This window comes from Mycolicibacterium anyangense (assembly GCF_010731855.1).
Classification (GTDB): domain Bacteria; phylum Actinomycetota; class Actinomycetes; order Mycobacteriales; family Mycobacteriaceae; genus Mycobacterium; species Mycobacterium anyangense.
Window position 1 is genome coordinate 794,651 of sequence record NZ_AP022620.1, and the last position, 23,581, is coordinate 818,231.

Annotated in this window: 26 protein-coding genes and 4 tRNA genes; 13 read left to right on the forward strand and 17 right to left on the reverse strand. The window is 65.9% G+C overall.

Annotated features, from left to right (window positions below):
* Positions 1-85: 85 nt before the first annotated feature.
* From G6N35_RS03695 to G6N35_RS03705, 3 genes are all read right to left on the reverse strand, one after another.
* On the reverse strand, positions 86-400 hold the full coding sequence (locus tag G6N35_RS03695; RefSeq protein ID WP_163803021.1) for an STAS domain-containing protein: 315 nt from the start codon (positions 398-400) through the stop codon (positions 86-88).
* Positions 397-4,566: a SpoIIE family protein phosphatase gene (locus G6N35_RS03700; protein ID WP_163803022.1), complete on the reverse strand. Its 4,170-nt coding sequence runs from the start codon at positions 4,564-4,566 to the stop codon at positions 397-399. Before G6N35_RS03700 ends, G6N35_RS03695 begins: the two co-directional genes overlap by 4 nt.
* Positions 4,567-4,669: 103 nt before the next feature.
* The gene (locus tag G6N35_RS03705) at positions 4,670-5,200 is read right to left on the reverse strand and encodes a GNAT family N-acetyltransferase (protein ID WP_246224194.1); all 531 of its coding nucleotides are present in this window, start codon (positions 5,198-5,200) and stop codon (positions 4,670-4,672) included.
* A 119-nt stretch (positions 5,201-5,319) separates the two neighbouring features.
* On the opposite strand from G6N35_RS03705, the gene G6N35_RS03710 reads away from it, so the two are divergent.
* From G6N35_RS03710 to G6N35_RS03725, 4 genes are all read left to right on the forward strand, one after another.
* The gene (locus G6N35_RS03710) at positions 5,320-5,772 is read left to right on the forward strand and encodes an SRPBCC family protein (protein ID WP_163803023.1); all 453 of its coding nucleotides are present in this window, start codon (positions 5,320-5,322) and stop codon (positions 5,770-5,772) included.
* Between the two features lie 62 nt (positions 5,773-5,834).
* The gene (locus G6N35_RS03715; protein WP_163803024.1) at positions 5,835-7,673 is read left to right on the forward strand and encodes an AMP-dependent synthetase/ligase; all 1,839 of its coding nucleotides are present in this window, start codon (positions 5,835-5,837) and stop codon (positions 7,671-7,673) included.
* 86 nt (positions 7,674-7,759) lie between these two features.
* On the forward strand, positions 7,760-8,266 hold the full coding sequence (locus G6N35_RS03720; RefSeq protein ID WP_163803025.1) for a hypothetical protein: 507 nt from the start codon (positions 7,760-7,762) through the stop codon (positions 8,264-8,266).
* 391 nt (positions 8,267-8,657) lie between these two features.
* Positions 8,658-8,936, forward strand: a complete 279-nt coding sequence (locus G6N35_RS03725; RefSeq protein WP_163803026.1) for a hypothetical protein — start codon at positions 8,658-8,660, stop codon at positions 8,934-8,936.
* On the opposite strand, the gene G6N35_RS03730 is transcribed toward G6N35_RS03725, so the two are convergent.
* From G6N35_RS03730 to G6N35_RS03745, 4 genes are all read right to left on the reverse strand, one after another.
* The gene (locus tag G6N35_RS03730; protein WP_163803027.1) at positions 8,933-9,619 is read right to left on the reverse strand and encodes a hypothetical protein; all 687 of its coding nucleotides are present in this window, start codon (positions 9,617-9,619) and stop codon (positions 8,933-8,935) included. The two genes, G6N35_RS03725 and G6N35_RS03730, sit on opposite strands and share 4 nt — an antisense overlap.
* A gap of 327 nt (positions 9,620-9,946) precedes the next feature.
* Positions 9,947-10,585: a TetR family transcriptional regulator gene (locus G6N35_RS03735; RefSeq protein WP_163803028.1), complete on the reverse strand. Its 639-nt coding sequence runs from the start codon at positions 10,583-10,585 to the stop codon at positions 9,947-9,949.
* A gap of 36 nt (positions 10,586-10,621) precedes the next feature.
* Complete coding sequence (locus tag G6N35_RS03740) at positions 10,622-10,921, reverse strand: alpha/beta hydrolase (protein WP_170313160.1); 300 nt, start codon at positions 10,919-10,921, stop codon at positions 10,622-10,624.
* Positions 10,922-11,172: 251 nt separating this feature from the next.
* Complete coding sequence (locus tag G6N35_RS03745) at positions 11,173-12,300, reverse strand: phosphotransferase (RefSeq protein WP_163803030.1); 1,128 nt, start codon at positions 12,298-12,300, stop codon at positions 11,173-11,175.
* A 95-nt stretch (positions 12,301-12,395) separates the two neighbouring features.
* Here G6N35_RS03745 and G6N35_RS03750 point away from each other — a divergent pair, with 95 nt between their 5' ends.
* The 3 genes from G6N35_RS03750 (at position 12,396) to G6N35_RS03760 (ending at position 14,007) form a co-directional block, all read left to right on the forward strand.
* Positions 12,396-13,016 (forward strand): TetR/AcrR family transcriptional regulator, encoded by a 621-nt coding sequence (locus tag G6N35_RS03750; protein ID WP_163803031.1) that lies wholly within the window; start codon positions 12,396-12,398, stop codon positions 13,014-13,016.
* Positions 13,017-13,090: 74 nt separating this feature from the next.
* Complete coding sequence (locus G6N35_RS03755; RefSeq protein ID WP_163802231.1) at positions 13,091-13,489, forward strand: ribosome modulation factor; 399 nt, start codon at positions 13,091-13,093, stop codon at positions 13,487-13,489.
* A gap of 44 nt (positions 13,490-13,533) precedes the next feature.
* Positions 13,534-14,007, forward strand: coding sequence for a hypothetical protein (locus G6N35_RS03760; protein WP_163803032.1), 474 nt, complete (start codon positions 13,534-13,536; stop codon positions 14,005-14,007).
* 22 nt (positions 14,008-14,029) lie between these two features.
* Here G6N35_RS03760 and G6N35_RS03765 read toward each other — a convergent pair whose 3' ends face one another.
* The 7 genes from G6N35_RS03765 to G6N35_RS03795 all read right to left on the reverse strand — a co-directional run bounded on the left by G6N35_RS03765 (position 14,030) and on the right by G6N35_RS03795 (position 16,086).
* The gene (locus tag G6N35_RS03765) at positions 14,030-14,464 is read right to left on the reverse strand and encodes a trypsin-like peptidase domain-containing protein (protein WP_163803033.1); all 435 of its coding nucleotides are present in this window, start codon (positions 14,462-14,464) and stop codon (positions 14,030-14,032) included.
* Positions 14,465-14,477: 13 nt separating this feature from the next.
* Entirely contained in the window at positions 14,478-14,966 is a 489-nt protein-coding gene (locus G6N35_RS03770) for a hypothetical protein (protein ID WP_163803034.1), read from the reverse strand.
* Between the two features lie 78 nt (positions 14,967-15,044).
* A complete protein-coding gene (locus G6N35_RS03775) occupies positions 15,045-15,344 on the reverse strand; it encodes an amino acid aminotransferase (protein ID WP_407664599.1) in 300 nt (99 codons plus the stop codon).
* Positions 15,259-15,642: a BRO family protein gene (locus G6N35_RS27740; RefSeq protein WP_407664600.1), complete on the reverse strand. Its 384-nt coding sequence runs from the start codon at positions 15,640-15,642 to the stop codon at positions 15,259-15,261. The genes G6N35_RS03775 and G6N35_RS27740 overlap by 86 nt, the downstream gene beginning before the upstream one ends.
* 177 nt (positions 15,643-15,819) lie before the next feature.
* A tRNA-Val gene (locus tag G6N35_RS03785) sits at positions 15,820-15,891 on the reverse strand.
* A gap of 20 nt (positions 15,892-15,911) precedes the next feature.
* Positions 15,912-15,985, reverse strand: a tRNA-Cys gene (locus G6N35_RS03790).
* A 28-nt stretch (positions 15,986-16,013) separates the two neighbouring features.
* Positions 16,014-16,086 (reverse strand) — tRNA-Gly (locus G6N35_RS03795).
* Positions 16,087-16,257: 171 nt separating this feature from the next.
* Between G6N35_RS03795 and G6N35_RS03800 the strand changes: the two genes are divergently transcribed.
* A tRNA-Val gene (locus tag G6N35_RS03800) sits at positions 16,258-16,332 on the forward strand.
* A gap of 279 nt (positions 16,333-16,611) precedes the next feature.
* On the opposite strand, the gene G6N35_RS03805 is transcribed toward G6N35_RS03800, so the two are convergent.
* Positions 16,612-18,000 carry a cytochrome P450 gene (locus tag G6N35_RS03805; protein ID WP_163803037.1) on the reverse strand — a complete coding sequence of 463 codons (1,389 nt, stop codon included), beginning with the start codon at positions 17,998-18,000 and terminating at the stop codon, positions 16,612-16,614.
* Between the two features lie 88 nt (positions 18,001-18,088).
* Here G6N35_RS03805 and G6N35_RS03810 point away from each other — a divergent pair, with 88 nt between their 5' ends.
* The 3 genes from G6N35_RS03810 (at position 18,089) to G6N35_RS03820 (ending at position 19,933) form a co-directional block, all read left to right on the forward strand.
* Entirely contained in the window at positions 18,089-18,805 is a 717-nt protein-coding gene (locus tag G6N35_RS03810; protein WP_163803038.1) for a FadR/GntR family transcriptional regulator, read from the forward strand.
* A gap of 240 nt (positions 18,806-19,045) precedes the next feature.
* Positions 19,046-19,438 carry an STAS domain-containing protein gene (locus tag G6N35_RS03815; RefSeq protein WP_163803039.1) on the forward strand — a complete coding sequence of 131 codons (393 nt, stop codon included), beginning with the start codon at positions 19,046-19,048 and terminating at the stop codon, positions 19,436-19,438.
* A gap of 30 nt (positions 19,439-19,468) precedes the next feature.
* Positions 19,469-19,933, forward strand: a complete 465-nt coding sequence (locus G6N35_RS03820; protein ID WP_163803040.1) for an ATP-binding protein — start codon at positions 19,469-19,471, stop codon at positions 19,931-19,933.
* A gap of 3 nt (positions 19,934-19,936) precedes the next feature.
* Here the strand turns inward: G6N35_RS03820 and G6N35_RS03825 are convergent, their stop codons facing one another.
* Together G6N35_RS03825 and G6N35_RS03830 are read right to left on the reverse strand one after the other, a co-directional pair.
* The gene (locus tag G6N35_RS03825) at positions 19,937-20,347 is read right to left on the reverse strand and encodes a Zn-ribbon domain-containing OB-fold protein (protein WP_163803041.1); all 411 of its coding nucleotides are present in this window, start codon (positions 20,345-20,347) and stop codon (positions 19,937-19,939) included.
* 1 nt (position 20,348) lies between these two features.
* On the reverse strand, positions 20,349-21,554 hold the full coding sequence (locus tag G6N35_RS03830) for a thiolase family protein (RefSeq protein ID WP_163803042.1): 1,206 nt from the start codon (positions 21,552-21,554) through the stop codon (positions 20,349-20,351).
* A gap of 90 nt (positions 21,555-21,644) precedes the next feature.
* Here G6N35_RS03830 and G6N35_RS03835 point away from each other — a divergent pair, with 90 nt between their 5' ends.
* Positions 21,645-22,517 (forward strand): SDR family NAD(P)-dependent oxidoreductase, encoded by an 873-nt coding sequence (locus G6N35_RS03835; protein WP_246224195.1) that lies wholly within the window; start codon positions 21,645-21,647, stop codon positions 22,515-22,517.
* Positions 22,514-23,581 (forward strand): NAD(P)H-dependent amine dehydrogenase family protein, encoded by a 1,068-nt coding sequence (locus G6N35_RS03840; RefSeq protein ID WP_163803044.1) that lies wholly within the window; start codon positions 22,514-22,516, stop codon positions 23,579-23,581. The genes G6N35_RS03835 and G6N35_RS03840 overlap by 4 nt, the downstream gene beginning before the upstream one ends.

Sequence of the window (23,581 nt, forward strand, 5' to 3'; positions counted from 1 at the left end):
ACGGAACTCGGGTTCCGATCGGTAGGCACGTTACAACATGCGGGCGGCGACTTCTCTGTGGGTGGTGTGGGTGGCGCGTGTGCGCTCAGTGATTCCCGTCACGCGCTGCTTCGTCGATCCGGGCCAGCGCAGCGAGGCCGCTGACCTGAAACGCCCGCAACAACAGCGGGTTGGCAACGATGTGCAGTGATTCCGCATGCGGCACAAGGACATTGATGGCCGCGCTGTCGAGGTATTCCACCGCACTGAGGTCCACGACCAGCTTGTCGGTGGCCTGCGATGTGGCGGTGTCGAGCGCCTCGGCGAACCTGCTGACGTTACTGGCGTCGATCTCGCCGACCGCTTCCAGCACGACGGTGTCCTCCTCGCGTCTGGTCTGAACGGTCAGCGGCGTGGTCAACGGCGAATCCTCGTGGACAGGCGGACGGTGGTGCCCGCGGTATCCGGAAGGATATCGACATCTTCCATCAGTGCACGCATGATCTGGATGCCCCGGCCGCGATGGGAGTTGGCCGGATTGTCCTTGGGCTTCCAGCTGCCGCCGTCGGTGATCGTCAGGCGGAGCTGGTCCACCTCGGCGGCGGCCTGCAGCGTGATGGTGCCATGGCCGTCGCTGCCGCGGTAGCCGTGCTCGATGGCGTTGGTGACGGCTTCGCCCGCCGCTACGAGCACGTCCTGGGCCTGGTCATAGTTGATACCGGCCGAGGACAGCCAGCTGCGTAGCGCTGCGCGCGCCGGGGCCAGATGGACCGCATCGGCGGGGATCTGCACGCGCAGTGGCGCTGGATGGCGGTAGAGCAGCAGCGCGACGTCGTCCTGGTAGCCGCCCGGAGGTGCCAGTTTCGACATGATCGCGTCGGCGAGTGAATCGAGTTCGAGTGAGCTGTCGTCGCGAATGAGGGCGGCTGCGTCGGTGATCCCGTCGTCTAGGGACCGGCGCCGCCGTTCCACCAGCCCGTCGGTGTAGAGCAGCAGCGTCGCCTGGGCGGGCACGGTCACCTGGGCCTGGGGGCGAACCCGTTGGGGCCGGATGCCCAGCGATATCGAATGACCACCCTCGAGAAGCGTTGTGCTGCCGTCGATGTCGACCATGATCGGCGGTGGGTGACCGGCGCTGGAGTAGGTCAGCTCACCGCTTTCGGGATCCAGCACGGCGCAGAACGCGGTGGTGCACTGTGCGCCTGGCAATCGGGCCGCGAACCGGTCCAGGCCAGCTAATGTTGCTGCCGGACTTGACTTTTCGAGTAGCAGAGCGCGGCAGGCGCTGCGTAGCTGGCCCATGACGGTGGCCGCGCTCAGGTCGTGGCCCACGCAATCGCCGACTACCAGCGCGATCCGGCCGTCTTCGAGGTCGACGACGTCGTACCAGTCGCCGCCGACCTGCAGGGGGCGTGATGCCGGCTGGTAGCGGACGGCGAACCCGGCAGGCAGATCAGCGGGGCCCAGGATCGAATGCTGCAGTGCCAGTGCGGTTTCACGCTGCTGGTCGAGTTGGTGGACGCGCTGCAGTCCCTGGCCGAGTCGGCCGGCTAGCACGCTGAGTAGGGTCTGATCCTCGGCGGTGAACGGTCGCTGCTCGGGCAGCTCTATCCACACCACCAGAATTCCCTGCGGGTGCTGCAGCGCGATACCCGCGGATCCGGGTGTCCTGGTGTCGACGGTGAGCAGATCGCCACTGTCGGCCAGTGTGCTGATCCGTTCTCGGGTTCGTTCGGGCAGCGCGGACCACCGCGCGTCCCCGGGCGTGCTGATCAGGTCCGGAACCTCGGGTTGATCGTCCGGGGTGCCGCCCGGGCTGGAGAAGGTCGCCGCCAGCACCTGCATGGCGGCCCATTGCCCACGTAGCTGGTCGAGTGCGGCGCGCAGTGCATCATCGACCGTATCTGCCTGTGCGAGTTGGGCATTGAGTGTTGCTAGTGCCGTCTGGCGTTGTACGGCGTAGTGTTCCGCGGTGACATCGCGGAACGTTCCTACCATCACCGAGCGGCCGGTGTCGGGATCCTCGGCGTGGGCGATGTTGGCGGTGATCCACAGCCGGTGCCCGTCGCGATGGGTCACCGGCACCGTGTAGGTGCCGTCGGGCCCCTCGGGAACGCCGGCGAACGCGTCGACGATCTCCCGGTTGGCTTCCGGCTCGGTGTCGATGTTCGGCCACCAGGGGTGCATCGGCTGATAGGGCAGCCCCTCCGGCCCGTAGCCGAGGATGTCGGTGAACGCGGCGTTGATCTCGATCACCGCACCGCGTTCGTCGACAACGAAGAATGCCTCCTGCAGCGAGTCCACCAGCGCGGTGCGCCACCGGCTGTGGTGGTTGCGCAGCCGGGCGAGTTCGATATTGGCCCGGACCCGGGCCAGTAGCTCGGCGGCCGCGAACGGCTTGACCAGGTAGTCGTCGGCACCGGCTTGCAATCCCTCGATCGAGGCCTCCTGCCCGGCGCGGGCCGAGAGCAGCAGAACCGGGACCGCGACCGTACGTGCTTCGGCCCGCAGCGCCGCGACCAACTCCAGCCCGTCGAGCCGGGGCATCATCACATCGCTGACCACCAGGTCGGGCAGGCCGGAACGAATCCGTTCGAGGGCCTCATGGCCGTCGGTCACGGCTTCGACCTCATATCCGGCGTTGCGCAGCAACCGCACCAGGTACTCGCGCATGTCGGCGTTGTCGTCGGCGACCAGCACCTGCGCCGGCGAACCGAGTTTCCCGGCCGGCCCGGCGAGGGTAGTCAGGTGGCCGGTATCGCTGCCGCCGCGCACATCGCCCGGCAGCCAGCGCAATGCCTCCTGCAGGAACGGCTCTGCGGCACCCGAGGACGTCCACCCCGATCCCGCGGCGATAACGGCGTCGGCGGGCAGGTGCCCGGCGCCCAGGGGCAGCCGGATGGTGAACGTCGTCCCGGCCCCTTCGATGCTGTCGGCGGTGATGGTGCCGCCGTGCAGTCCGACGAGCTCGCGGACCAACGCCAGCCCGATTCCACTGCCCTCGGTGGACCGGGCCCGCGCCGTCTGGATGCGGTGGAAGCGTTCGAAGAGCCGGGGCATCTCTGCGGCGGGCACGCCGATGCCGGTGTCGGTCACGCTGACCACCGCCGCGGAGTCTTCAGCCCTCACCCGCACGGTGATCGCGCCGTCGAAGGTGAACTTCAGCGCGTTCGACAGCAGGTTCAGGATCACCTTCTCCCAGATGTCGCGGTCGAGGTAGACCGGCTCGTCGAGCGGCTCGCACTCCACCACCAGACGCAGCCCGGCGCGGTCGATCGCCGACCGGAAGACGCTGGCCAGTTCCGCGGTGACCTCGCCCAGGTCGACGGGCTCGTAGCGGGCCTGCATCCGGCCGGCCTCGATCCGGGAGAAGTCCAGCAGGGTGTTGACCAGTTTGGCCATCCGCAGCCCATTGCGGTGCACGACGTCGAGTTCCTGGCGGGCGTGTTCGTCGAGCCCTGCCGTACGGCTGCGCAGTTCGGCGACCGGTCCCAGGATCAGGGTGATCGGGGTGCGGAACTCGTGGCTGATGTTGGAGAAGAACGCAGTCTTGGCGCGGTCGAGTTCGGCGAGTTCCTCGGCCCGGCGCTGCTGGGCGCGGTAGCTGCGGGCACTGCTGATGCCGGTAGCGATGTGCCCGGCAACCAGGTTGACGAAGCCCCGGTATCCGTCGTCGAGGGGGCGGTAGCGGTTGAGGCCGGCGACCAGGAATCCGCACGGCGCGCCGCCCTGGACCAGCAACGGCGTCACCAAGGCACCCTGTGGCGGAGCGTGCCAGTCGCCGGCGGGCAGGTCCACGTACGGCGGTCCGGACAGCGCAACGAGTGCCGACTCGCCGCGGGCAGCGGCATCCAGCGGCCAGACCGACGGTCCGGTGGCGGCCAGCCACGGCGGCGCGGCGGGGTGACCGGGGGTCATTCCGCTCAGTGCGGCCAGCCGTGCGCTGCCGTCGTTGTCGTAGAGGTAGATCAGGGTGAAGGGCAGGTCTCGCGGGTTGCGCGCGAGTTGGCGGGCGGCAAAGGTCAGCATCTCCTCTTCGGTGCGTACCACCGACGGATCGGATCCGAGATTGCGCAGCGTGGTCATCCGCCGCTCGCCGATCACCCGGTCGGTGTCCTCGCTGACCACGCACAGCATGCCGACCACCTGCGCGTCGTCGTCGCGCAGCGGGCTGTAGGAGAAGGTGTGGAAGGTCTCCTCGGGATAGCCGGAGCGCTCCAGGATGAGCATCAACGCCTCGTCCCAGGTCGCCGTCGCGGTGGTCAGCACCCGGTCGATGCGCGGCCCGATGTCGTCCCAGATCTCCGCCCATACTTCGCGCGCCGGACGCCCCAGCGCCCATGGGTATTTGTGGCCGAGGGTGTCGCGGCGGTAGGCGGCATTGCAGAAGAACGTCAGTTCCGGCCCCCAGGCCATCCACATCGGGAACCGGGAAGACAGCAGGATGCTGACCGCGGTGCGCAGACTCTGTGGCCACTCGCGAGGTGGCCCCAGCGGGGTCGCCGACCAATCCACCCGGGAGAGATCACCGCCGACCTCGCTGTCGGCGCCGAAAACCCGTTCTCCCACCAAGTGTCCTTTCGCCATGCCCGACTCATCGTCGGGTGGCAAGCACCCCCGAACTCGGCTCGAGCGGTCAGCCCATAAGTAACCCTACGTGGCGCTGGGCAAACAGTGGGCTGGTCGGCATTTACAGCTGCCTGACCATCACGAAATCGTGTTCGGTCTGGGTGCCGAGGGTGAAGGTCTTGGTGCCGGCGACGGTGAATCCGTGCTTGCCGTAGAAGCGTTGCGCGCGCTGGTTCTCCTGGTTCACGCCGAGCCACAGACAGCGGGCCCCGGCATCGGCCGCGCATTCGATTGCCCGGTTCATCAGCGAACCCGCCACTCCGGCGCCGTGCTGCGCGGCCAACACGTACATCTTGGACAGCTCCATCGCGGGCCTCCCTGGGACAGCTGCGGCGACATCTGGGTCGTCGCCGATGCCGCGCACGAGCATCGCGTAGCCCAGGATCGTTCCCTCGTCGCGGGCAGCCAGCACGACGCGGGACGGGTCGGCAAGGTAGCCGCTGAATCGTGCCGGTGACAGCTGGGCATCGATGAAGGCGGCAATGTCGCCTGGCGGTGACGACGGGGGACAGGCCAGCGGGAAGGTCACCGCCGCCACCTGTGCCAGCTCGGCGGCATCGGCGTGGGTGGCAGGGGTGATCGAGATCGTCACGGGTCCATTGTGGGGTGCTGCCGGGTGGACGTGATCGTGGCCGCCGTCGCGTCACGGCGCACGTGTGATCGGCGGGAGCCCGGGTATCCCGACTCGACAGCCGACAGACGGGGAGATCAATGCCGACCAGCGTCACTCGCGACATCGCCGCGCCGCGCGCCAGGGTCTGGGAAGTGCTTGCCGACGGGTGGACCTACTCTCAGTGGGTCGTCGGCAACAGCAGGATGCGCGCCGTGGACTCCGACTGGCCGGCCGCCGGCTCCCGGATTCTGCATTCCATCGGGGTGTGGCCTGCCGTCATCGACGACGAGACGGTGGTGCTGAGCTGCATCCCGCAGCAGGAGCTGGTGTTGCTGGCCCGGCTCGGGCCACTGGGAGCCGCGCGGATCACGTTACGCCTCAGTGATATTCCGCAGGGCTGCCGTCTGGAGATGGCCGAGGTGGCGGTCGAGGGCCCGATGCGTTTCGTACCCAACCGGCTACAGCTGGCTGGGGTGTGGCCGCGCAACAAGGAACGCACCTGGCGGCTGGCCAACCTCGCTGAAGAGCGCGATCCGGAGGATCTCGCATAGTGCATTGCGTGGGCTTGCCCATTCCGCCACCGGCAAGGCGGCGCGCTTCCTAAACTCGCCCTATGGCAGGCCTGCACAAATCCCAAGAGCGGCCCGACATCAGCAAGATCGACAACCGGGCACCGTCGGTGCCGCGGATGTTCCTTGACCGTGTCGCGGCCACGCCCACCGCCGAAGCGTTCCGCTACCCCGACCACGACGGGTGGACCGGCGTCACCTGGCAGCAGGTCGGGGATCGCGTCGAGCTGATCGCCGCAGGGCTGATTTTGTTGGGAATCAACGCCGAGGACCGGGTGGCGCTGGCGTCGTCGACCCGCTACGAGTGGGTCGTCGTCGACTTCGGCATCCTGTCGGCGGGGGCGGCCACCACGACGGTGTACCCGACCACCAATGCCGAGGACGTCGCCTTCATCGTCGCCAACTCGGGCAGCCGGGTTGTGGTGGCCGAGAACCAGACCCAGGTGGACAAGCTGGTCGCGCACCGCACGGAACTGCCTGCAGTGGAGAAGGTCGTGATCATCGACGGCGCCGGTGACGGTGACTGGGTGATCACGCTCGACGATCTCGAGCAGCGCGGCAAGCAACTGCTGGCCGACACCCCCACCGCGGTGACCGAACGCATCGACGCGATTCGGCCTGACCAGCTGGCCACGCTCATCTACACCTCGGGTACCACGGGTAAGCCCAAGGGTGTGCGGCTCAACCACGAAGCGTGGACCTACACCGCAGCGGCCATCGACTCCCTCGATGTGCTCAGCGACAAAGATCTGAACTACCTGTGGCTGCCGCTGGCCCATTCGTTCGGCAAGGTCATGCTGGCACTGCCGCTGATGATCGGTTTCCCGACTGTCATCGACGGCCGGGTCGACAAGATCGTCGAGAACCTCGCTGTCATCCGGCCGACGATCATGGGTGCGGTGCCGCGCATCTTCGAGAAGGTGCACGGGCGTATCACCGAGATGATCGCCGAAGAGGGCGGGGCCAAGAAGCGGTTGTTCGACTGGGCGATCGACGTCGGATTGCAGGTGTCGCGGGCCAAGCAGGCCGGCCACCGGGTGGGGCCGGTGCTCGCACTCGAGCACAAGATCGCAGACCGATTGGTGTTCAACACGATTCGCGAGCGATTCGGTGGGCGCTTGCGGTTCTTCATCTCCGGTTCGGCGGCGCTGGACCGTGATGTCGCCCAGTGGTTCGATGCGGTCGGGGCCATCGTCCTGGAGGGCTACGGCCTCACCGAGACGTCAGCGGCCTCGTCGATGAACCGGCCGCACGCTTACCGGTTCGGAACGGTCGGGTGGACCTTCCCCTACACCGAGGTCACGATCGCCGAGGACGGTGAGGTTCTGCTCAAGGGTCCGGGCGTGATGAGCGGGTACCACGACCTGCCGGAAGCCACTGCCGAGGCGATCGACGCCGACGGGTGGTTCCACACCGGTGACATCGGCGAGCTGGACGCCGAGGGCTTTCTGCGGATCACCGACCGCAAGAAGGACATGTTCAAGACGTCCCAGGGCAAGTACGTCGCGCCCTCGGCGATCTCGGCGACGTTCAAGGGGCTGTGCCCGTTCGCCAGTGAGATCATCATCTACGGCGAGAGCAAGCCCTACTGCGTGGCCTTGGTCAGCCTCGACGGTGAGGCGATCCGGGAGTGGGCGGACCGAAACGGCTTGGCGGGCAAGTCATTCACCGAGATCGCCCGGGATGAGAAGACGCGGGAGATGATCGGCGAGTACGTCGATCAGCTGAACAAGCACCTGAATCGCTGGGAGCAGGTCAAGCGGTTCACCGTCATCGACCGCGAGTTGACGGTCGAGGCCGGTGACCTGACGCCGAGCCTGAAGCTCAAGCGCAAGGCCGTGGTCGAGAACTTCCACGACAACCTCGACGAGCTGTATTCCTAGGGGTACTTCTCGGGTTGTGCGCCCGCGTTGCGGTCGTCGTCGGACGTAACCTTGCGTTGCGTTGAAGCGATGCTGGGGGAGTGGACATGCTGAATCGCGCTGGGGTGCCGGCTGCCATCGTCGCACTGCTGCTTGCGGCCCCGGGGATCGCGGCTGCCGATACGACGGCGCCGCAGGCGGGGGCTGGATGCCCGGGTGATCAGGCCGGGGTGATGACGCAGCTGCCCAACGGCAGTGACTACCTGGTGTGCCTGCCTGGCGCGGACGGGGCTACCTGGAGCGCGGTCGCGACACCGTTCGACCCCCACGATCGGTGGCTGAGCTACGGGCCGCCGATCATCTTGCACGGTCAAGGTTTCCGCAACCCGAACCTGACCTCGGGGCAGTGGACCGCGACCCCGCTGGAGCCCACCACCAGCTGTAGTGCCGAGCAGGTCACCGTGGTCAGCGCTGGCGTGCTCGCCCCGCCGCAGCGTTCCGACGGTCAGCCTGGTGTCGCGCTGTCGGTCGAGCTGCTGCCAAAGTTGTTCACCGTGGCGTTGGCCGGTGACTGCCTGTGGTCCAGGGATTCGGGATTCAGCCTCGGGTGGTAGGCGCCGGCCAGTAGTCGGCGGGTATGCCCCTCGCATCGAGTCTGTGTGCAGTGCAGATTCCCGGGGATCGTCCTCACGTATCGCGATGCGTCAGCGCCGTTCATGAGTCTGGCTAGTAGTTTGCTGAATCTGCAATAGCATGAAAGTCAGCATTGCCTGTATCCGCGTCGGCGTGCATGGAGTGCGGGATTCATGTGTCAGATACAGCCACTTTTCGTCCGTCGAAACCTTCTGAACTGGTCGCATAGCGACAGCTGACCGAGGGTTTCTCGGGATGCCATCGACCGATGGTGTGGTTTGCGCCACAAATCAAGGCAAATCTCTAGAAATTTGCTGTCATAAGTGTACTAATGAAGGGGACCTAACTGTTCCCCCTCAGCAAGGCACCGACATGACTCTTGTGATTGCCGACTCTGACGCTTCTGGTGTAGCGGCGTCGACGCAGGCCGTCTACCCGCTGTTCGTGATCCCCGCGCCGGTTGCTGCAGCGGCCACGGACAGCATCGAGGAACACGACCTCAGCGAGGCAGCCGAGGATGCACCACAGCCGAGCTTCGATTTGAGCGCACGGATGATTCTCGCGATCATCCTGACCAGCGTCATCCTGACCGTGCTCGCGGTCACGACGGTGGCATCGTTCGCCCCGCAGGGCTTCTCGGCCGGAACCTAAAGTCCTCCCGGCTGCGGAAGCTGGGCCAGGATGCGGTCCCGCAGTGCATCCCGGGACAAGGTCACCACAACCTCGGCCTCGTGGCGGTAGCCGTCGAAGACGAAACCCTGGCGGCGACCGGGATGAAACGTCGCATTCTTGTCGACCGGCCTAGTGCCCGCACCGGCTTCGCCGCCCAGCAGTGTCCAGGTGCCATCGGGGTGGAACGCCACTCGCATGCAGGTGTCGGCTTCGCCGGGCGGGTGGGCGGCACACAGCCTGAACACCCAGCCACGGTCCGTGGTCAGCCGGCCCAGTCGCTTCGCCGCGAAGTGGCGCCGTCCGCACTCGGCGACCACCTCAGGAGCTAGTTCATCGAGCGCCTCACGCGTGCGGATCCAGGCGCGCTCGCGCTGGGCATCTTCGGCAGCCTCGCGTAGGCGGACCTGTTCAGCCTCTTCGGCCATATCCACGCGTTGACGATAATCCCGCCTCATCGCTGTCCGGGGATCAACCGCGGGAATGCGATGAGCCGAGTGGGATGTCGGCCGAGTGGGGCTGTCGGCGGCGATGCCTCTGATGAAGATGTCGAGAACCTGCGTCACGTACTCCGGACGCGCCGGGCTGTCGTCGAAGAAGACGTCGTGATAGAGCGAAGTGCTCAACATGCGCACCGCTTCCAGCGGGTCGATGTCACTGCGCACTTCGCCACGCACCCTCGGCTGCGGTGGCGATGACGCGCTGTTCTCGCGTCGAGCCTGACACGCCGTCCATCTCGTCCCCCGGCCGGTAAACCGGCTGCCAAGTGAAGATGGTCTCCAGAGGCGGGCGCGCATAGCGCAAGGGGATGGCTACGCTGTCCCGCCCCTGGAGACCTGCTTGTGGCGGTTCGTGCACGGACGCCGTGCTAGAACACGTCGGCACCGAACGGCAGATCGGCTGTTCTCTCAACCTCGCGAGAATTTACGCCAACGCCGCCCCGCTCGTGCGGCTTCCGACGACAAATTGACAGTGCGGTAAGCACGAGAGCGCTAGTGGCCGCGGCCGGCGGCGGCTCTGCGCACGACTTCCTGAAAGTAGGTCACCGACTCGGCGGGCACGATCGCCCGCAACAGCACCTGCCAGGCCCGGGCGAGCCGCTCGATGAGGTCATCGCCGATGGCCGCGGACAGGAATTGGCAGCCGATCACACCGACCCAGATGCACTCTCCGACATCGGCAGGGTCGACGTCGTCGCGCAGGTCGCCGGCGGCGAACGCCTTCTCCACCTCGCCGACGAAGGCCACTGTTGTCTGGGCGAAGATTTGTCGGCCGGCGTCGCTGACCTGGCCGAGCGCCTGGGACAGTTCGTTGCCTACCTGTACCGACTCGTCGTTCTGCATCAACTCGGCGACGGCGAACGTGCCTCGGATGATGTTCTCCAGTGTCGGCCTGGCAGGTGGGTCGATGGCCTGACGGAACGCGGTGCGGATCGTGTTGTGGAATGCCGCGATCACGGCGGCAGCCACCGCGTCCTTGGAGTCGAAGTGATAGTAGAAAGCACCTTTGGTCACACCGGCGCGCTGCTGGATCTCCGCCAAACTTGTGTCGCCGTAACCCTTTTTACTGAACAGGCCGATCGCGGCGTCGACTATCGACTGCCGGGTGGCCTCAGCTCTGGCCTGCGCCATGTCGTCACCCCCTTACCGCTGGGAATCAGCCACAGCCTAGATGAGCTCACCGGGCCGATCGGGTGATCTGGTGATCTGCGTAGTGCTGGGCCATCCGGGCGGCGAGTTGCTGGGCGTAGCGCAGTCACGCTTAGTCTCAATGTGGGGCAACACTAATCCGCCATCACGACATATTGCGAGCTCCTCACCTCGCCGCGAGCGCGCCTGCGCAGCGCGGACCGTCACACTGCTGCTGGTTCCGGGGACGATGACGGAAGTGTTGCGCGCTGTGTCCGGGTTGCCGATGGCTACGAGTGCTCTGCCCTTCCCGCCGAACGCGGTGGGGTCGTAATCCATGAGGTATGTGTGGTTCAGACCGTTGGGGCCGGCGTCGTGGATGAGTCCCTTATTAGTCTGAATTGCGTTGCCATATCTGACGATATCGTTTTGGGTCAGACCGTAGCGTGTCGGATCGGCAGGGGACTGTTGGGCCGACGAACCCACCCTTCCAACTCGGCATGTTCAGCATCAGACAACACGATCGCGGCAGCCTGCGGACCAGGCGCAACTCAGTCCTCCCACTGACACGCGATTAACGACTCAGGACATTAGGTGCTCAAGGCGGGACTTATAGCGATGCCCTCGCTCGCGCCGCGGTTCAGCAGAAGGGGCACCGTCTCGTGGTCGATCATCGCGGCCAGGTGCCGCTCGGCCATGGCAGCCACCCGATCCGCCCGCTGCATCTGCGGTCCCGTCAGCGCCCAGAAGAACCCGTGAATGAGGTTCATCCGGTACTCGTCCCAGACGTCGTCGAGATTGAGGTCGGGTCCCCCGTGCCTGGCGAGAGCTTCGAGGTAATGCGCGAGCAAGGCGCTCTCGCGTTCGCGGCGGTCCTCCACGCTGAGAGCGCCGGAGATGAAGTACGCGACGTCGTCCATCGCCGGCGCGGCGCAGACCGCCTGCCAGTCCAGGAAGGACACTTGGCCGTCCGCCGCCAGGTAGGTGTTGCCGATGTGCGGGTCGTTGTGAGACACGGCAACGTACTGGTCGGACTCCGCGTACCGCCACCACGCGGCGAAGGCCGCCTGCATCCGCGGCCGGTCAAGGAGTTCGTCGGGGACCACTGGTGCGTATTCGCTGGCGAAGTGCTGATCCCAGTACGGAGCGTCGAGCAGAAGGGCGCCGACCTCCCGGACCGGGTTAATCTGGGTCAGCCAGGGGAAACGGCCCGGGTCCGCGCCCCACGTGCCGCCGTGCAGGCCGGCGAGTACATCGAGCCCGCTGGCGACCTGGTCGACGGTCATCGGCTCGGTGCATTCACCGAAACTGAACCCCCCGGCTGCCAGGTCCTCCATGACGACGATGCCCTGCTGACCGGCAGCATCGGCGCCGCTGTACCAAACTCGCGGCAGGGCGATGTCCAGCTGTGGTGCCAGGTGTGCATAAAACTCTGCCTCCCGCCGGTAGGAACTTCCCAGCCCGAACTCTCGCAGCGCCGGGTCGAAGCCACCCTTGACGCAAACGGAGCGTAAAAGGTCATCCGGCGCTCCAGGCGCGAAGTCCAAGGTCATGAGGACCTTCGTTGCAGTGCCCCACACGATGGTGCTGACCGCAGCGGCCGTGACGGTAACGCCGGGTCGGCGGCTCGCCAGCGCCCACGTCAGCCATTCCGGCGTGAGTTCGTCCGGGGTCTCCGGCATTGCGTGGGCAACGTCGAGTGACAGCGATCCGGGCATAAGCACCTCGTGAGTAGTTGGGCCATTAGTCGCTTCGAACGTAGCAATGCTACTTATTAGGCACAAGACCATACTCATTGAGATAGTGTGGCTTTGTGACAATTCACGCCGTACGGCGCAGCTCGGTCCAGGTCCGCGAAGAGATCCTGCGCGCGGCCGAGTCGGTGTTCAGCGAGAAGGGCTACGCCTCCGCGACAAGCCGCGACCTGGCGAAAGCCGCGGGGGTGAGCGAGTCGGTGCTGTACCGCCATTTCGGTTCGAAGTCCGGCCTGTTCGCCGAGGCCATGGTCACGCCGTTCATCCACGTCCTCGACGCGTTCTCCGCGCTGTCGGCGCGGACGATGGCGCAGCCGCTCGACGTGGAGACCCTCATGCGGTTGTTCCTTTCCGAGCTCATCGAACAGCTCTCGGCGCACCGTCAGACCATCCGGATGTTCCTGGCTGCCGAGGATCAACTCGACACGGAAACCCGGGCATCGTTCTACGACCGCTTCCACTCGGTGATGACCCGCCTAAGCGAAGCTACCGGTGAAGAGTCGCACCGACGCCAACGACCGCAAGGGCCTCTTGGTCCAGACATGAACGTGCGAGCAACTATGGGGATGGTGCTTTCCCTTGTCGTTTTTGACGATTGGCTATTGCGGCCAGAACCCCATCGCCCGAGCCGGGAGCAGCTCATCGAGCATCTCGGCACCATGCTGCTGCATGGAACCTGAAGCCTCGTCAATTTTAGAAATCCGATCAAGTCCGTTTCGAGAACGGCAACTTATGAGTGCCGCAAGATTGGGCGATGTCGAGGCGGGCGGAGTACATCTATGCGCTCTATTCCGGGCGGCTGGCTGATCCAGGCGCCCGCAACCCCTACGCCGGCCAGTCACACGCCCTGGCGGCACTCTGGCTGCGTGGGTACATGCGGATGCTGCATTATTCGAACCAGCAGCGGGCGGGTGACGCCGTGAAGGCCAGCGATTGGCTCTCGCTGGCGGCGTTCGTCCTCGCCCTGGCGGCATTCGCCACCAACACGGCGCTGAGTTGGTTGCGGTGGCCGCGCGTCGTGGTGGATATCAGCAGTCGAGTGAACGTCTACATCCCAATGACGCCATTGACGCCAGAGGAAGCAGCCAAGCGGAAGCGGGCGAGGTGGAGCCCGTCTTCTGCGATAGCTACGACACGTTCACGGTCGCAGTGATCAACACTGGCGCTGAAGCTTTCACCATCCGCACAATCGGCCTAATGGTCGCCGACAAGGCGCTCCGATGGACACCCGATACAGGCCCAGCGGGCGTGGTGCTCCTCTATGAGGCACCACTGTCGCTCAAGCAGAAGTTCAGGCGCCTGCTGCGTCGCTTGGCGCGACGCGGCAAACCGAAAATGCTCCCGACCTTCGGTAACCCGTACACGGACTACGAGAAGGAACGCGACTCCAACCACTACGTCCCGGCTGGGCCGGAGCTACCGGCCCGTATCGAGCCAAATGACGTCAAGCTGTGGACCTATCACAATCACCTGCTGCGGACGATTCCACGCGGCGCCAGGGTCGTAGCGTTCGCAGATCGCTACAAGGCGTTCAGGTTGTGGCCTCGTGGCCACCGATCCATCGTGCGCAGGACGGAAAGCGAACGCAGCGTGAGCCGTGAAGGCACCACGTTCAAACCGCCGCCCCAGGGGAACATTCCTCCGCCACAACGGATTCAGCCGCGGCAGTGAACCCCCAAGGAATGCGAAGCGATTAGGTCCATCGGGTCAACTCATAGTTGGGCTCATCGAGCAGGCGGACGTGTTCGCGGCCGGCGATAGCAATGGTGGGCGTCTCCCAGAACGTCGCGGTGGAGTCGTAGACGCCCGGAGGCCAAGATGCTTCGGTGCGCCAGAAGAGTGCGGTCATCCACCAGATGGCGCGCGTGTACCCAGGTTCGCCGTCGGTTTGAAGGCCGCGAGTTGTGATCGCGCAGATCTGATTGTTCATGTCGAAGACGGCGCCGCCGCTCATCCCGCCGAGGGTGCCGCTGTCGAAAGAAATCGCGGGGTAGGGCGCCAGGACGGGGTGTTGCACCGGGTAGCTGAACTCGCCGACGACGCCCTGCGATACGTACATCGCTCCGCCCAACGTGATCGGGTCGTCGGCAGATTTTCCGACGAAGGAGCCTTCGAATCGGTACCCCACCGCTGTCACCGTCTCACCGGGTGCAGGCAGTCGTGTTGTGAGGGGCAGAAACTCTGAATCGACGGTCTGCCGGTACGTCCGATATCAGCTCGAGACATAGAAGCTCGAGGTCGCATTGATCTTCTTTGTCTCGGCTCATCGCATAGCACCGCCAGAGTTCGGCTGCGCCGTTCGCGCGCATCCCGATGCAAGTGAGCGTCGCTTCGCCAGTAACAAGTGCATCGCGGTGATCGTCGAAGACGTGCGCCGCCGACAGGGCGAGTCCGAGTCCGACCATGACCGCCGTTCCCTCGACGACATACGTGTCGCCGTACTGGAAGCAGACAGCGAGCAGTGCGCCGTCGAAGGTTTCCCAGTTGGCAACGCCCTGAGGCATAGCGGTGGCTTGAACGGATCCGTAGTCGAGCGGTTCTACGGTGAGCGTCGTTCCAACGGGCAGACCTCCAAGAGGATTGTCCGACGTGACCGCGCTATGAGTCTTTTTGGGTTCGGGCTGATCCACCACGCGCTGAGGATAGACGTGCCGTGGACCGGGTCGAGTTCGCGTGCGCCCGCGGCGATCGTGGCGCCCGTACGGTCATCACATCACGTCAAGCACCGACGCGGCGCCGTCGAGCGCCTGGGCCAGCCCGTCCGGGTCGGAAGTGAACTCCGATCCCCAGCAGCCGGCGCGTAGCGCTGCTGCGCGAATCCGGAGTGACCCGACGGCGTCGTCGGCTGTGCATGCGAGTTCGGCGATTGTCCCGGCGGCGACTCGGGCGTCCGTGATCGTGGTCAGGCTTGATAGCGCGCTCTCAAGTTGGAGGGCGCCGGCGAAGTGTTGGAGCGCTCCGCGCAACGCGCGGGCGCCGCCGGGGAGAGCTTCCGCTATCAGAACAATGAGGTCGAGCGCGGCGGATTCTGGGTCGGCCGGCGGGGTGTTGATGGTAGTTGTCATGCGCCGAAGCTAACCCCATAGAAATCGAATTGCCAAGGGCTGCAGAAATAGTCATACATATGTCTCTACCAGAGCAAATGTCGGAATTGGGCGTATGTCGGATTCCTCCAATTCGCCACCGCCGGAACGCCGCCGCTTCCGGCTTGTTCGAACGGATCACGACTTCGTACGTGCCGGCCTCGGACACGGCGGTCATCTGTTGAGCGTCGCCCGCGGTGGTAAGGGTGTGCGTTCGACGCAGACCCCCGCCGAGTCACGCCGCGAGCCGGCCGATCGGCTGCCAGGTCGAGCAAGCGGCGCAAGTCGCCGAGCGCGAACCACGGATTCGCAGTCGATCACCACAGGGCGGATTGGGCACGTATTGGGCACAGAAACACGAAAGGCCCAGGTTTGCCGGGCCTGACCTGCTAAAACATAGTGCGCGATACTGGGATTGAACCAGTGACCTCTTCCGTGTCAGGGAAGCGCTCTCCCGCTGAGCTAATCGCGCGGGTAGATCGTTAGATCCTTTGGAGGTGGAGACGGGAATCGAACCCGTGTGCACGGCTTTGCAGGCCGTTGCCTCACCACTCGGCCACTCCACCGTTGGGTCTGATGCCAGTTGCACCTTCGAGCGGATGACGGGATTCGAACCCGCGACCCTCACCTTGGCAAGGTGATGCGCTACCAACTGCGCTACATCCGCATGCTCCGAATGAGATCGTCACTCGGTGCGATGCAGAACAATAGTCGACGCAACCGGAGCCACACAAATCCCTATGGTCACGTCCGGTTATGAGCGCATTCCGAGCCCGTTCACGGTTCGTGCTAGTGTCTGTCCTCGGCGCCATCGCCGCCTCGCGGCGGTCAGCCACTCGGTCTCGTAGCTCAGCGGAAGAGCGTCCGCCTCACACGCGGAAGGTCGCTGGTTCGAACCCAGCCGGGACCACCATCAGGGTTTGTGATCCGGACCCGCCGCTGGGCGGGCTCCACCGTCAGCCCCGCTGCCCAGCTCGTGTACCGGGCGGTCGATGCCGCTGAACTCCCACCCGGTTCTCGCGGCGAACGCATCCCTCTTCGCTCCGCAACACCGTCGCGCAACCGCAGCTGACGGTCAAGTCAATCCTGAGCGAATCATGCAGTGCGGTATAGCCCTAGACTGATAGCGGCGAGCTCTCCGAACGAATCGTGTTGGGCTGTATAACGTTCAACCTATGCTGCACGGCACCCGTCACGCGGGCTGAGTCGACGCCCCCTCGTTGTGTGTGTCCGTCCTTGTCGAATTCGATGGCACCCGAAGCTGATTCACCTGAATCCGGCCACCACGATCGGGGATGAGGATCACATGTTTGACCCGCTGCACCTCGCCGGCGGCGGTGGTGGTGGCCAGCTCGGCACGGCGCAGCACCTCTCGCAGCACCACCCGCATCTCGGCCATCGCGAAGGTCGCACCCAGGCAGCGCCGAGCACCCCCGCCGAACGGCAACCACGTCGTCGGGCTCAGGCTCGCGCCCACCATGCGATCGGGATCGAAGCGCTGCGAATCGGGGTAGATCCCCTCATCAGCGTGCACCAGGCCGATCCCGGGGGCCACCATGGTTCCGGCCGGCAACCGGTAGCCGGCGAGCTCGACCGGCCGGGTCAGGATGCGGCCCACGTCGAACACCACCGGCCGGGTGCGGAAGGTCTCCTTGGCCACCGCGTCGAGGTACTCGTCGCCCCCCGGGTCACCGGCGGCGCTGGCCTCAGCGGCCGCCACCGCCTTCGCCAGCGCCGCGGGATGGCGGGTCAACCGCTCCAGCGCCCAGGACAGCCCCGTCGCGGTGGTGTCGTGCCCAGCCACCAGCAGCGTCATCAGCTGATCACGCAGCTCCGCATCGGACATCGTCCGGCCGTCCTGATCGGCCGCACGCACCAGCATGGCCAGGGCATCGGAGCGCGACGCCAGGTCCGGGTCGGTGCGACGTTCGGCGATCTCGGCGTAGAGCAGCCGATCCGCCTCGTCGATGCGCCGTCGCACGCCACGCCACGGCAGCCGGTTCTGCAGCCGAGGTGAGGCGATGGCCAGCAACTGGAAGGCCGAAAGATTCAGCAACCGCGGCATGACGGCGCGTAACGCGGCCAGGCGGGCCGGATCCGTCGCACCGATCACCGTCCGCAGGATCACTTCCAGGGTGATCTGCGACATCCGCGGGGCCACCGCGAACGGTGTGCGCACCGGCCAGGTCGCGATGTCGGCGGCGGCGATCTCGGCCATGATCGCGGTCTGGCGGGCCACCGCGTCCCGGGTGAACGGCTCGAGCATCAGCTTGCGCCGATCGCGGTGCACGTCGTCGTCGATCACCAGCACCGAGGCAGGGCCGAGCAGGCCGACGAGCATCGAATTTGCTTCTCCGGCATGAAAGGTCGCGGGATCTCCGGCGAACACCTTCTTGATGTCGGCCGGATCGGCCAGGTAGACGATGGTGCCCATCCCGGCGATGCGCACGGTGAACACATTCCCGTATCGGCGGCGGCACGCTGCGGCGAAGCGTGGCCAGTACCGCCACAGCAGGGCGGCTTGAACTGCCGGCGGCAGAGCGGGTCCGGGCGGCAAGGCTGCTCGCGCGGTATCGGTCATCGCCCCAGCATAGGAGCCATCCCGCCCACCTCGCGGGGAATTGGTCTGGCCACTTGACGTCTTTCCGGTGGGCCGTCATCATCGGCCCATGGCGCTTCAACCGGTGCAACGCAGATCAGTTCCGGAAGAAGTCGTGGAACAGATCATCGCTGACGTTCTCAGCGGCGAGATGAAGCCCGGCGACGTGCTGCCCAGCGAGCGCCAGCTCGCCGAACTGCTCGGCGTATCGCGGCCGGCCGTCAGAGAAGCATTACGTGGTGTGTTGGCGGCCGGACTCATCGAGGTGCGGCAGGGGGATGCGACGACGGTGCGGGACTTTCGTCGCCATGCCGGCCTGGACCTGTTGCCCCGGTTGGTGATTCGCGGTGGTGAACTGGATGCCGACGTGGTGCGCAGCATGCTGGAGGCGCGACTGCACATCGGCCCCAAGGTCGCTGCTCTGGCCGCCGAACGTCGGCCGCCCGAGCTCGTCGCCGTGCTGCGAGAGTCGTTGCACGCCTTGGATGGCGAACCGGATCCGGTGCAACGCCAGCGGTTGGCGCTGACGTTCTGGGACCACGTCGTCGACGGTGCGGACTCGATCGTGTTCCGCTTGATGTACAACACGCTGCGCACGACGTACGAACCTGCACTGGCGGCGCTGAGCGCGGTGATGGCCGACGAGGTGGACCGCGCCGAGTGCTACGCGGCGATCGTCGATGCCATCGAGGCCGCCGACCCGGGGTGGGCGACCAAGGCGGCGGGCGATCTGCTGGAACCGGCCACCACAGCCCTGCTGGCGGTGCTCGACCGCCTTGTGAGCTGACGCATGAGCGTCCTGGTGGCCACCTGACGCCGCTGATATTGACGGCGGAATCCGCGCTGCCGCGCGATGTGGGTTAGCCTGGAGGGGTCCCGCGGTCCGTTCGCCGGAGCGTGGACTCGGCGCCGCAAGCAGTGCGGCCCGCAACGTGCACTGAGTTCTTGCCAGGTTCAGACGGAAGCCTTGCAGGCCTTACCTATCTCGAGGCGTGCCAGCCTGGTGCGCTCAAGTGAGGTGTGAATCTTGGACGAACAAGCCATCGCCACCAACAGCGTGACGACCACCACGGCCAACACCGGGTGCCTGATCAGCGAAGAGTGGTTCGGCCGAACAGTAGTGGTCTCGGCTTCGGGCGTCGTCGACATGCTGACGTCGCCGCAACTGGAAGCCAGCATCATGACGTCGCTGGACAAGAATCCGGCAGCCGTCATCGTTGACATGACCGAGGTGGAGTTCCTGGCCTCGGCGGGGATGGGCGTGCTGGTCGCCGTGCGCGAGCACGCCGGCCCGGACGTCGGTTTCGGCGTCGTGGCCAGCGGACCGGCCACCAGCAGGCCGCTCAAGCTGGTGGGATTGGCCGAGATCATCGGCCTGTATTCGACTTTGGACGAGGCGCGCGCGGCAGTGGGTGAGTAATCCCGCTCAGGTGGGTATACGACATTTGCCATGACGACACCGAGTTATCCAGTCCCAGACGATGGCGACAGGTTCGCAGACAGCGGCGTCCATGCCGATGCCCGCAGTGCCGCCCGCGCGCGCGAGGCTTTCGCCCGCTGGTTGCGTGCGCACACCGGGCTCGATGACATCCGGTTCAGCGACGTCCTGCTCGCCGTCAACGAAGCGCTGGCCAACGCCGCGGAATTCGCCTATGTGCAACACGGCGTTTCCGGCGTGATCGACGTGGAAGCCGTGCGCAATCGCACGGCTCACACGTTGACGGTCACGATTGCCGACCAGGGCCGCTGGCGTGAGCCAGACCCCGCCAAACAGGGCCGCACCCGCGGGCGCGGCATTCCGCTGATGAGAGCACTGGCCGACGAGGTCACCATCGACACCTCGGCCCTGGGCACCACCGTGTGCCTGCGGTTCGACAACGTCCCCGCTCGGCAGCCCGCCGACGCCAACGTCTGAGCGTTACGCCGGCTCGTACCGCAGCATCGTCACCCCGTCGTCGGGGTAGTCGCAGAACACCGGCTTCACCCGCATTCCCACCGACAACTGTGCCGGATCGGCGTTGACGATCTCGGTCGAGAAGTGCGGGCCTTCATCCCATTTCACGACAGCCAGGATCTGCGGTACCTCCTCGGCGAAATGTGGCGCCACCGGGCGATAGGCCACCGTGAAGGTGTAGAGCGATCCGGCTCCGCTGATGTTCCGCCATTCCAGGTCGTCGGCCAGCGTCCCCGGGGCCAGCACCCTGGGGTAGAACACGTAACTGTCGGCCGACGGGGAGTACTGGATACGAATCGTGTGCTGCGCCAGCGCATCCCAGAAGGGTTGCGCGGTTGGGGTCGGGATCGGCATCGGCTTGGCGAACGTGGCCATATCAGTCGCCTTCCAGCACGAGGGTCGTTTGTTCGGACAGGATGCCGCCGTTGCCGGAGACGAAGGCCCGGTTGCAGTCAGCCACCTGGGTGGCGCCGGAGCGGCCCATGATCTGGCGGGCGGCGTCACAGACGTGGTGCATGCCGCCGGCGGTGCCGGCCTGGCCGTAGCCGAGTTGGCCGCCTGCGGTGTTCATCGGGAAGTCACCGCGGAACGTCAGGTCGTGCTGAGCGACAAATTGCAGGCCCTTGCCCTTGTCGCAGAAGCCGGCGTCCTCCAGGCTGAGCAGGGCGGTGATCGTGTAGCAGTCGTAGATCGACACCACGTCCATGTCAGCAGGCGCCAGCCCGGCCATCGAGAACGCCGATGCGGCGGCCTTGATCATCGGGGTCTGCAACAACTCACGGGCATAGGTCGGGGTCTTGTAGGGCACCCGTTCACCGAAACCCTTGACCCACACCGGCCGGTTGCGTGAGCGCCGGGCTAGGTCGGTGTTGGTCACCACCACCGCAGCCCCGCCCATCACCGGCATGACGATCTCGAGCATGTGCAACGGTGCGGCGATCACCGGGCTGTTCACCACGTCGTCGATGGTGATCGGGGTGTCGTGGAAGATCGCGCCGGGGGTGTGGTTGGCGTTGACCCGCTGGTCCACACTGATCTTGGCCATCGCGCGTTCGTCGTAGCCGTAGGTGGCGGCGTACAGCGTGGCGACCTGACCGTAGGGGCCGTTCTGGCCGAGGTTGCCGTAGGGGATCTCGAACTCGGCCTGCGGCGAGCCGTACCGGTTGCTCGAGGCACCGAAGTACAGCATGTCGCCGAAGTCGGGGGGTCGCTTCTCCGACGCCGGCGACATCGGCGTGCCGGGGATCACGCACAACACGGCGTTGCACAGTCCGAGCTCGATAGCGGCCGCGGCGCGCCATACCATCGCCGCGGCGCTGGCGCCGCCGAGGTCGACCATCTCAGCGAAATTAGCTGTGATACCGAGGTATTCGATGACGGTCGAGGGAGCGAAGATCTGCGACTCCTGCAGGTACGTGGTGCAGATGCCGTCGACGTCGGTGGCCGAAAGGCCGGCGTCCGCCAGGGCTGCGGCGGCCAGCAGGGCCCAGTGCTCGAGGCTGAACAGCAGTGGTCCGGTCGGGCGTTTCGTCGAGGGCATCTCGGTATACCCGACGATCGCGGCATCCCCTCGAAGACCCATGGCTGCCCTTCCGTCATTGCCCAAGAACATTGAGCATGTAATCATATTGACCGCTCTATGAAAATCGTCGTCCCGGAAAGGGTCCGCATTGTGAGCGATGTCTCACCACTGACCGGCAAGATCGCCGTTGTCACCGGAACATCCCGAGGCGTCGGTCTCGGGATCGCCCATGAACTGCTGCGTGCAGGAGCCACCGTCGTCGGCTGCTCGCGAAGGCCGCTGCAGACGTTGCCCGGGGCGGCCGACAACCCGGACTGGCTGGCGCGCTCGTCTCAACGAGTCTGCGACCAAGGCGATTTCGGTGCCATCGACGCCTTCATCGCCGGGGTGGTGGCCGACCACGGCCGCATCGACATCCTGGTCAACAACGCCGGCGGCACGGTGCCCACACCGCACGTCGAGGACGTCCCCGACCTCGTCGCGCGTATCCAGGGTGCACCGGCGGCAGCCGACGACTTCGAGCGAACCGTCCTGTTCCACCAGTTCGCCATCCAGATGAACCTGATCAGCCCGCTGTGGTTCGCCATTCGGGCCTACCGTCAGATGCGCGATCAGGACGGCGCCGGCTCCATCGTGAACATCTCCAGCGGGGCCGGGCATCCGGCCGGTTCGCCCACCCTGGTGTCCTACGGAGCGGCGAAATCCGGACTCAACCACATGACACGGTCGCTCGCGCAGGAGTGGGGGCCCAAGGTCCGGGTGAACTGTCTGGCGCTCGGCCCGACCATGACCGACAACTTCCAGTCCTTCGTGCTGCCCAAGGACGACCCGACAGGGGAGAAGTATTTCCGCGACGTTCCGCTGCACCGGGCCGGTGAGCCTGCCGAGGTCGGGCGCGCCGTGGTGTTCCTCTGCAGCGGCACAGCCGATTTCATCAACGGAACGACCATCGAGATGGACGGCGGGATGTTGCCCGGCGTCCTCTACGAGGCGGGCCTCAAGACGATCACGGACCTGCTATGAAAAACGTCATCCAGTTCTCCACCGGCAACGTCGGCATCCACGCCCTGAAGATGATCATCGAGCGGCCCGACCTGAGGCTGGTGGGACTGCATGCCCACGGCGCGGACAAGATCGGTCGGGACGCCGCCGAACTGTGCGGGCTGCCCGAACCGACCGGTATCGTGGCCACCGACGACATCGATGCGTTGTTGGCGCTCGACGCCGACTGTGTGGTGTACACCTCGCAGGCCGAGATGCGGCCGCAGGAGGCCATCGAGGAGATCTCCCGCTTCCTGCGATCCGGCACCAATGTGGTTGGGACATCGATGGTCTGGCTCGTCGCCCCCTACCAGGCCGACGAATGGATGCGCGCTCCGCTGGCCAGGGCCTGCGAGGCTGGTGGCACCTCGCTCTACATCAACGGGGTGGACCCGGGGTTCTCCGGGGACAGCCTGGTCTACACCGCGTTGACCCTGGCCGGTCGCGCCACCTCCGTCACCGTCTCGGAGATCTGCGACTACGGAACCTATGATGACGCCGAATTCACCGGTGTGAGCTTCGGTTTCGGAACGACGCCCGATCACACCCCGATCATGTTCGCCCCGGGCGTGCTCTCCTCGTTGTGGGGTGGTCAGGTCCGGTCATTGGCCCAGGTGCTCGACATCACCCTCGACGAGGTGCGCGAGCGACACGAAAGCTGGGTGACCCCCGAGCAGATCGAGTGCACGATGATGACCGTCCCGCCGGGCCACGTTGCGGCGGTGCGCTTTGCCGTCGAAGGGATGCGCGACGGACAGCCCGTCATCACCATGGAGCATGTCAACCGGCTCACGTCCGCCGCAGCTCCGGACTGGCCGTGCCCACCGGACGGCCGGCCCGGGGTGCACCGGGTGGTGGTCCGAGGCGATCCGGGTGTGGAGATCAACACCCACCTCGGTCTCGACGGCGTCGACCACAACCAGGGCGGTGTGGTGTCCACGGCGGCGCGGGCGGTCAACGCTGTTCACGACGTCTGCGCTGCGCCGCCGGGTCTGCTCGCGGTCAAGGATCTACCTGCCGCCCACGCCGACAACGTGATGTGGTGA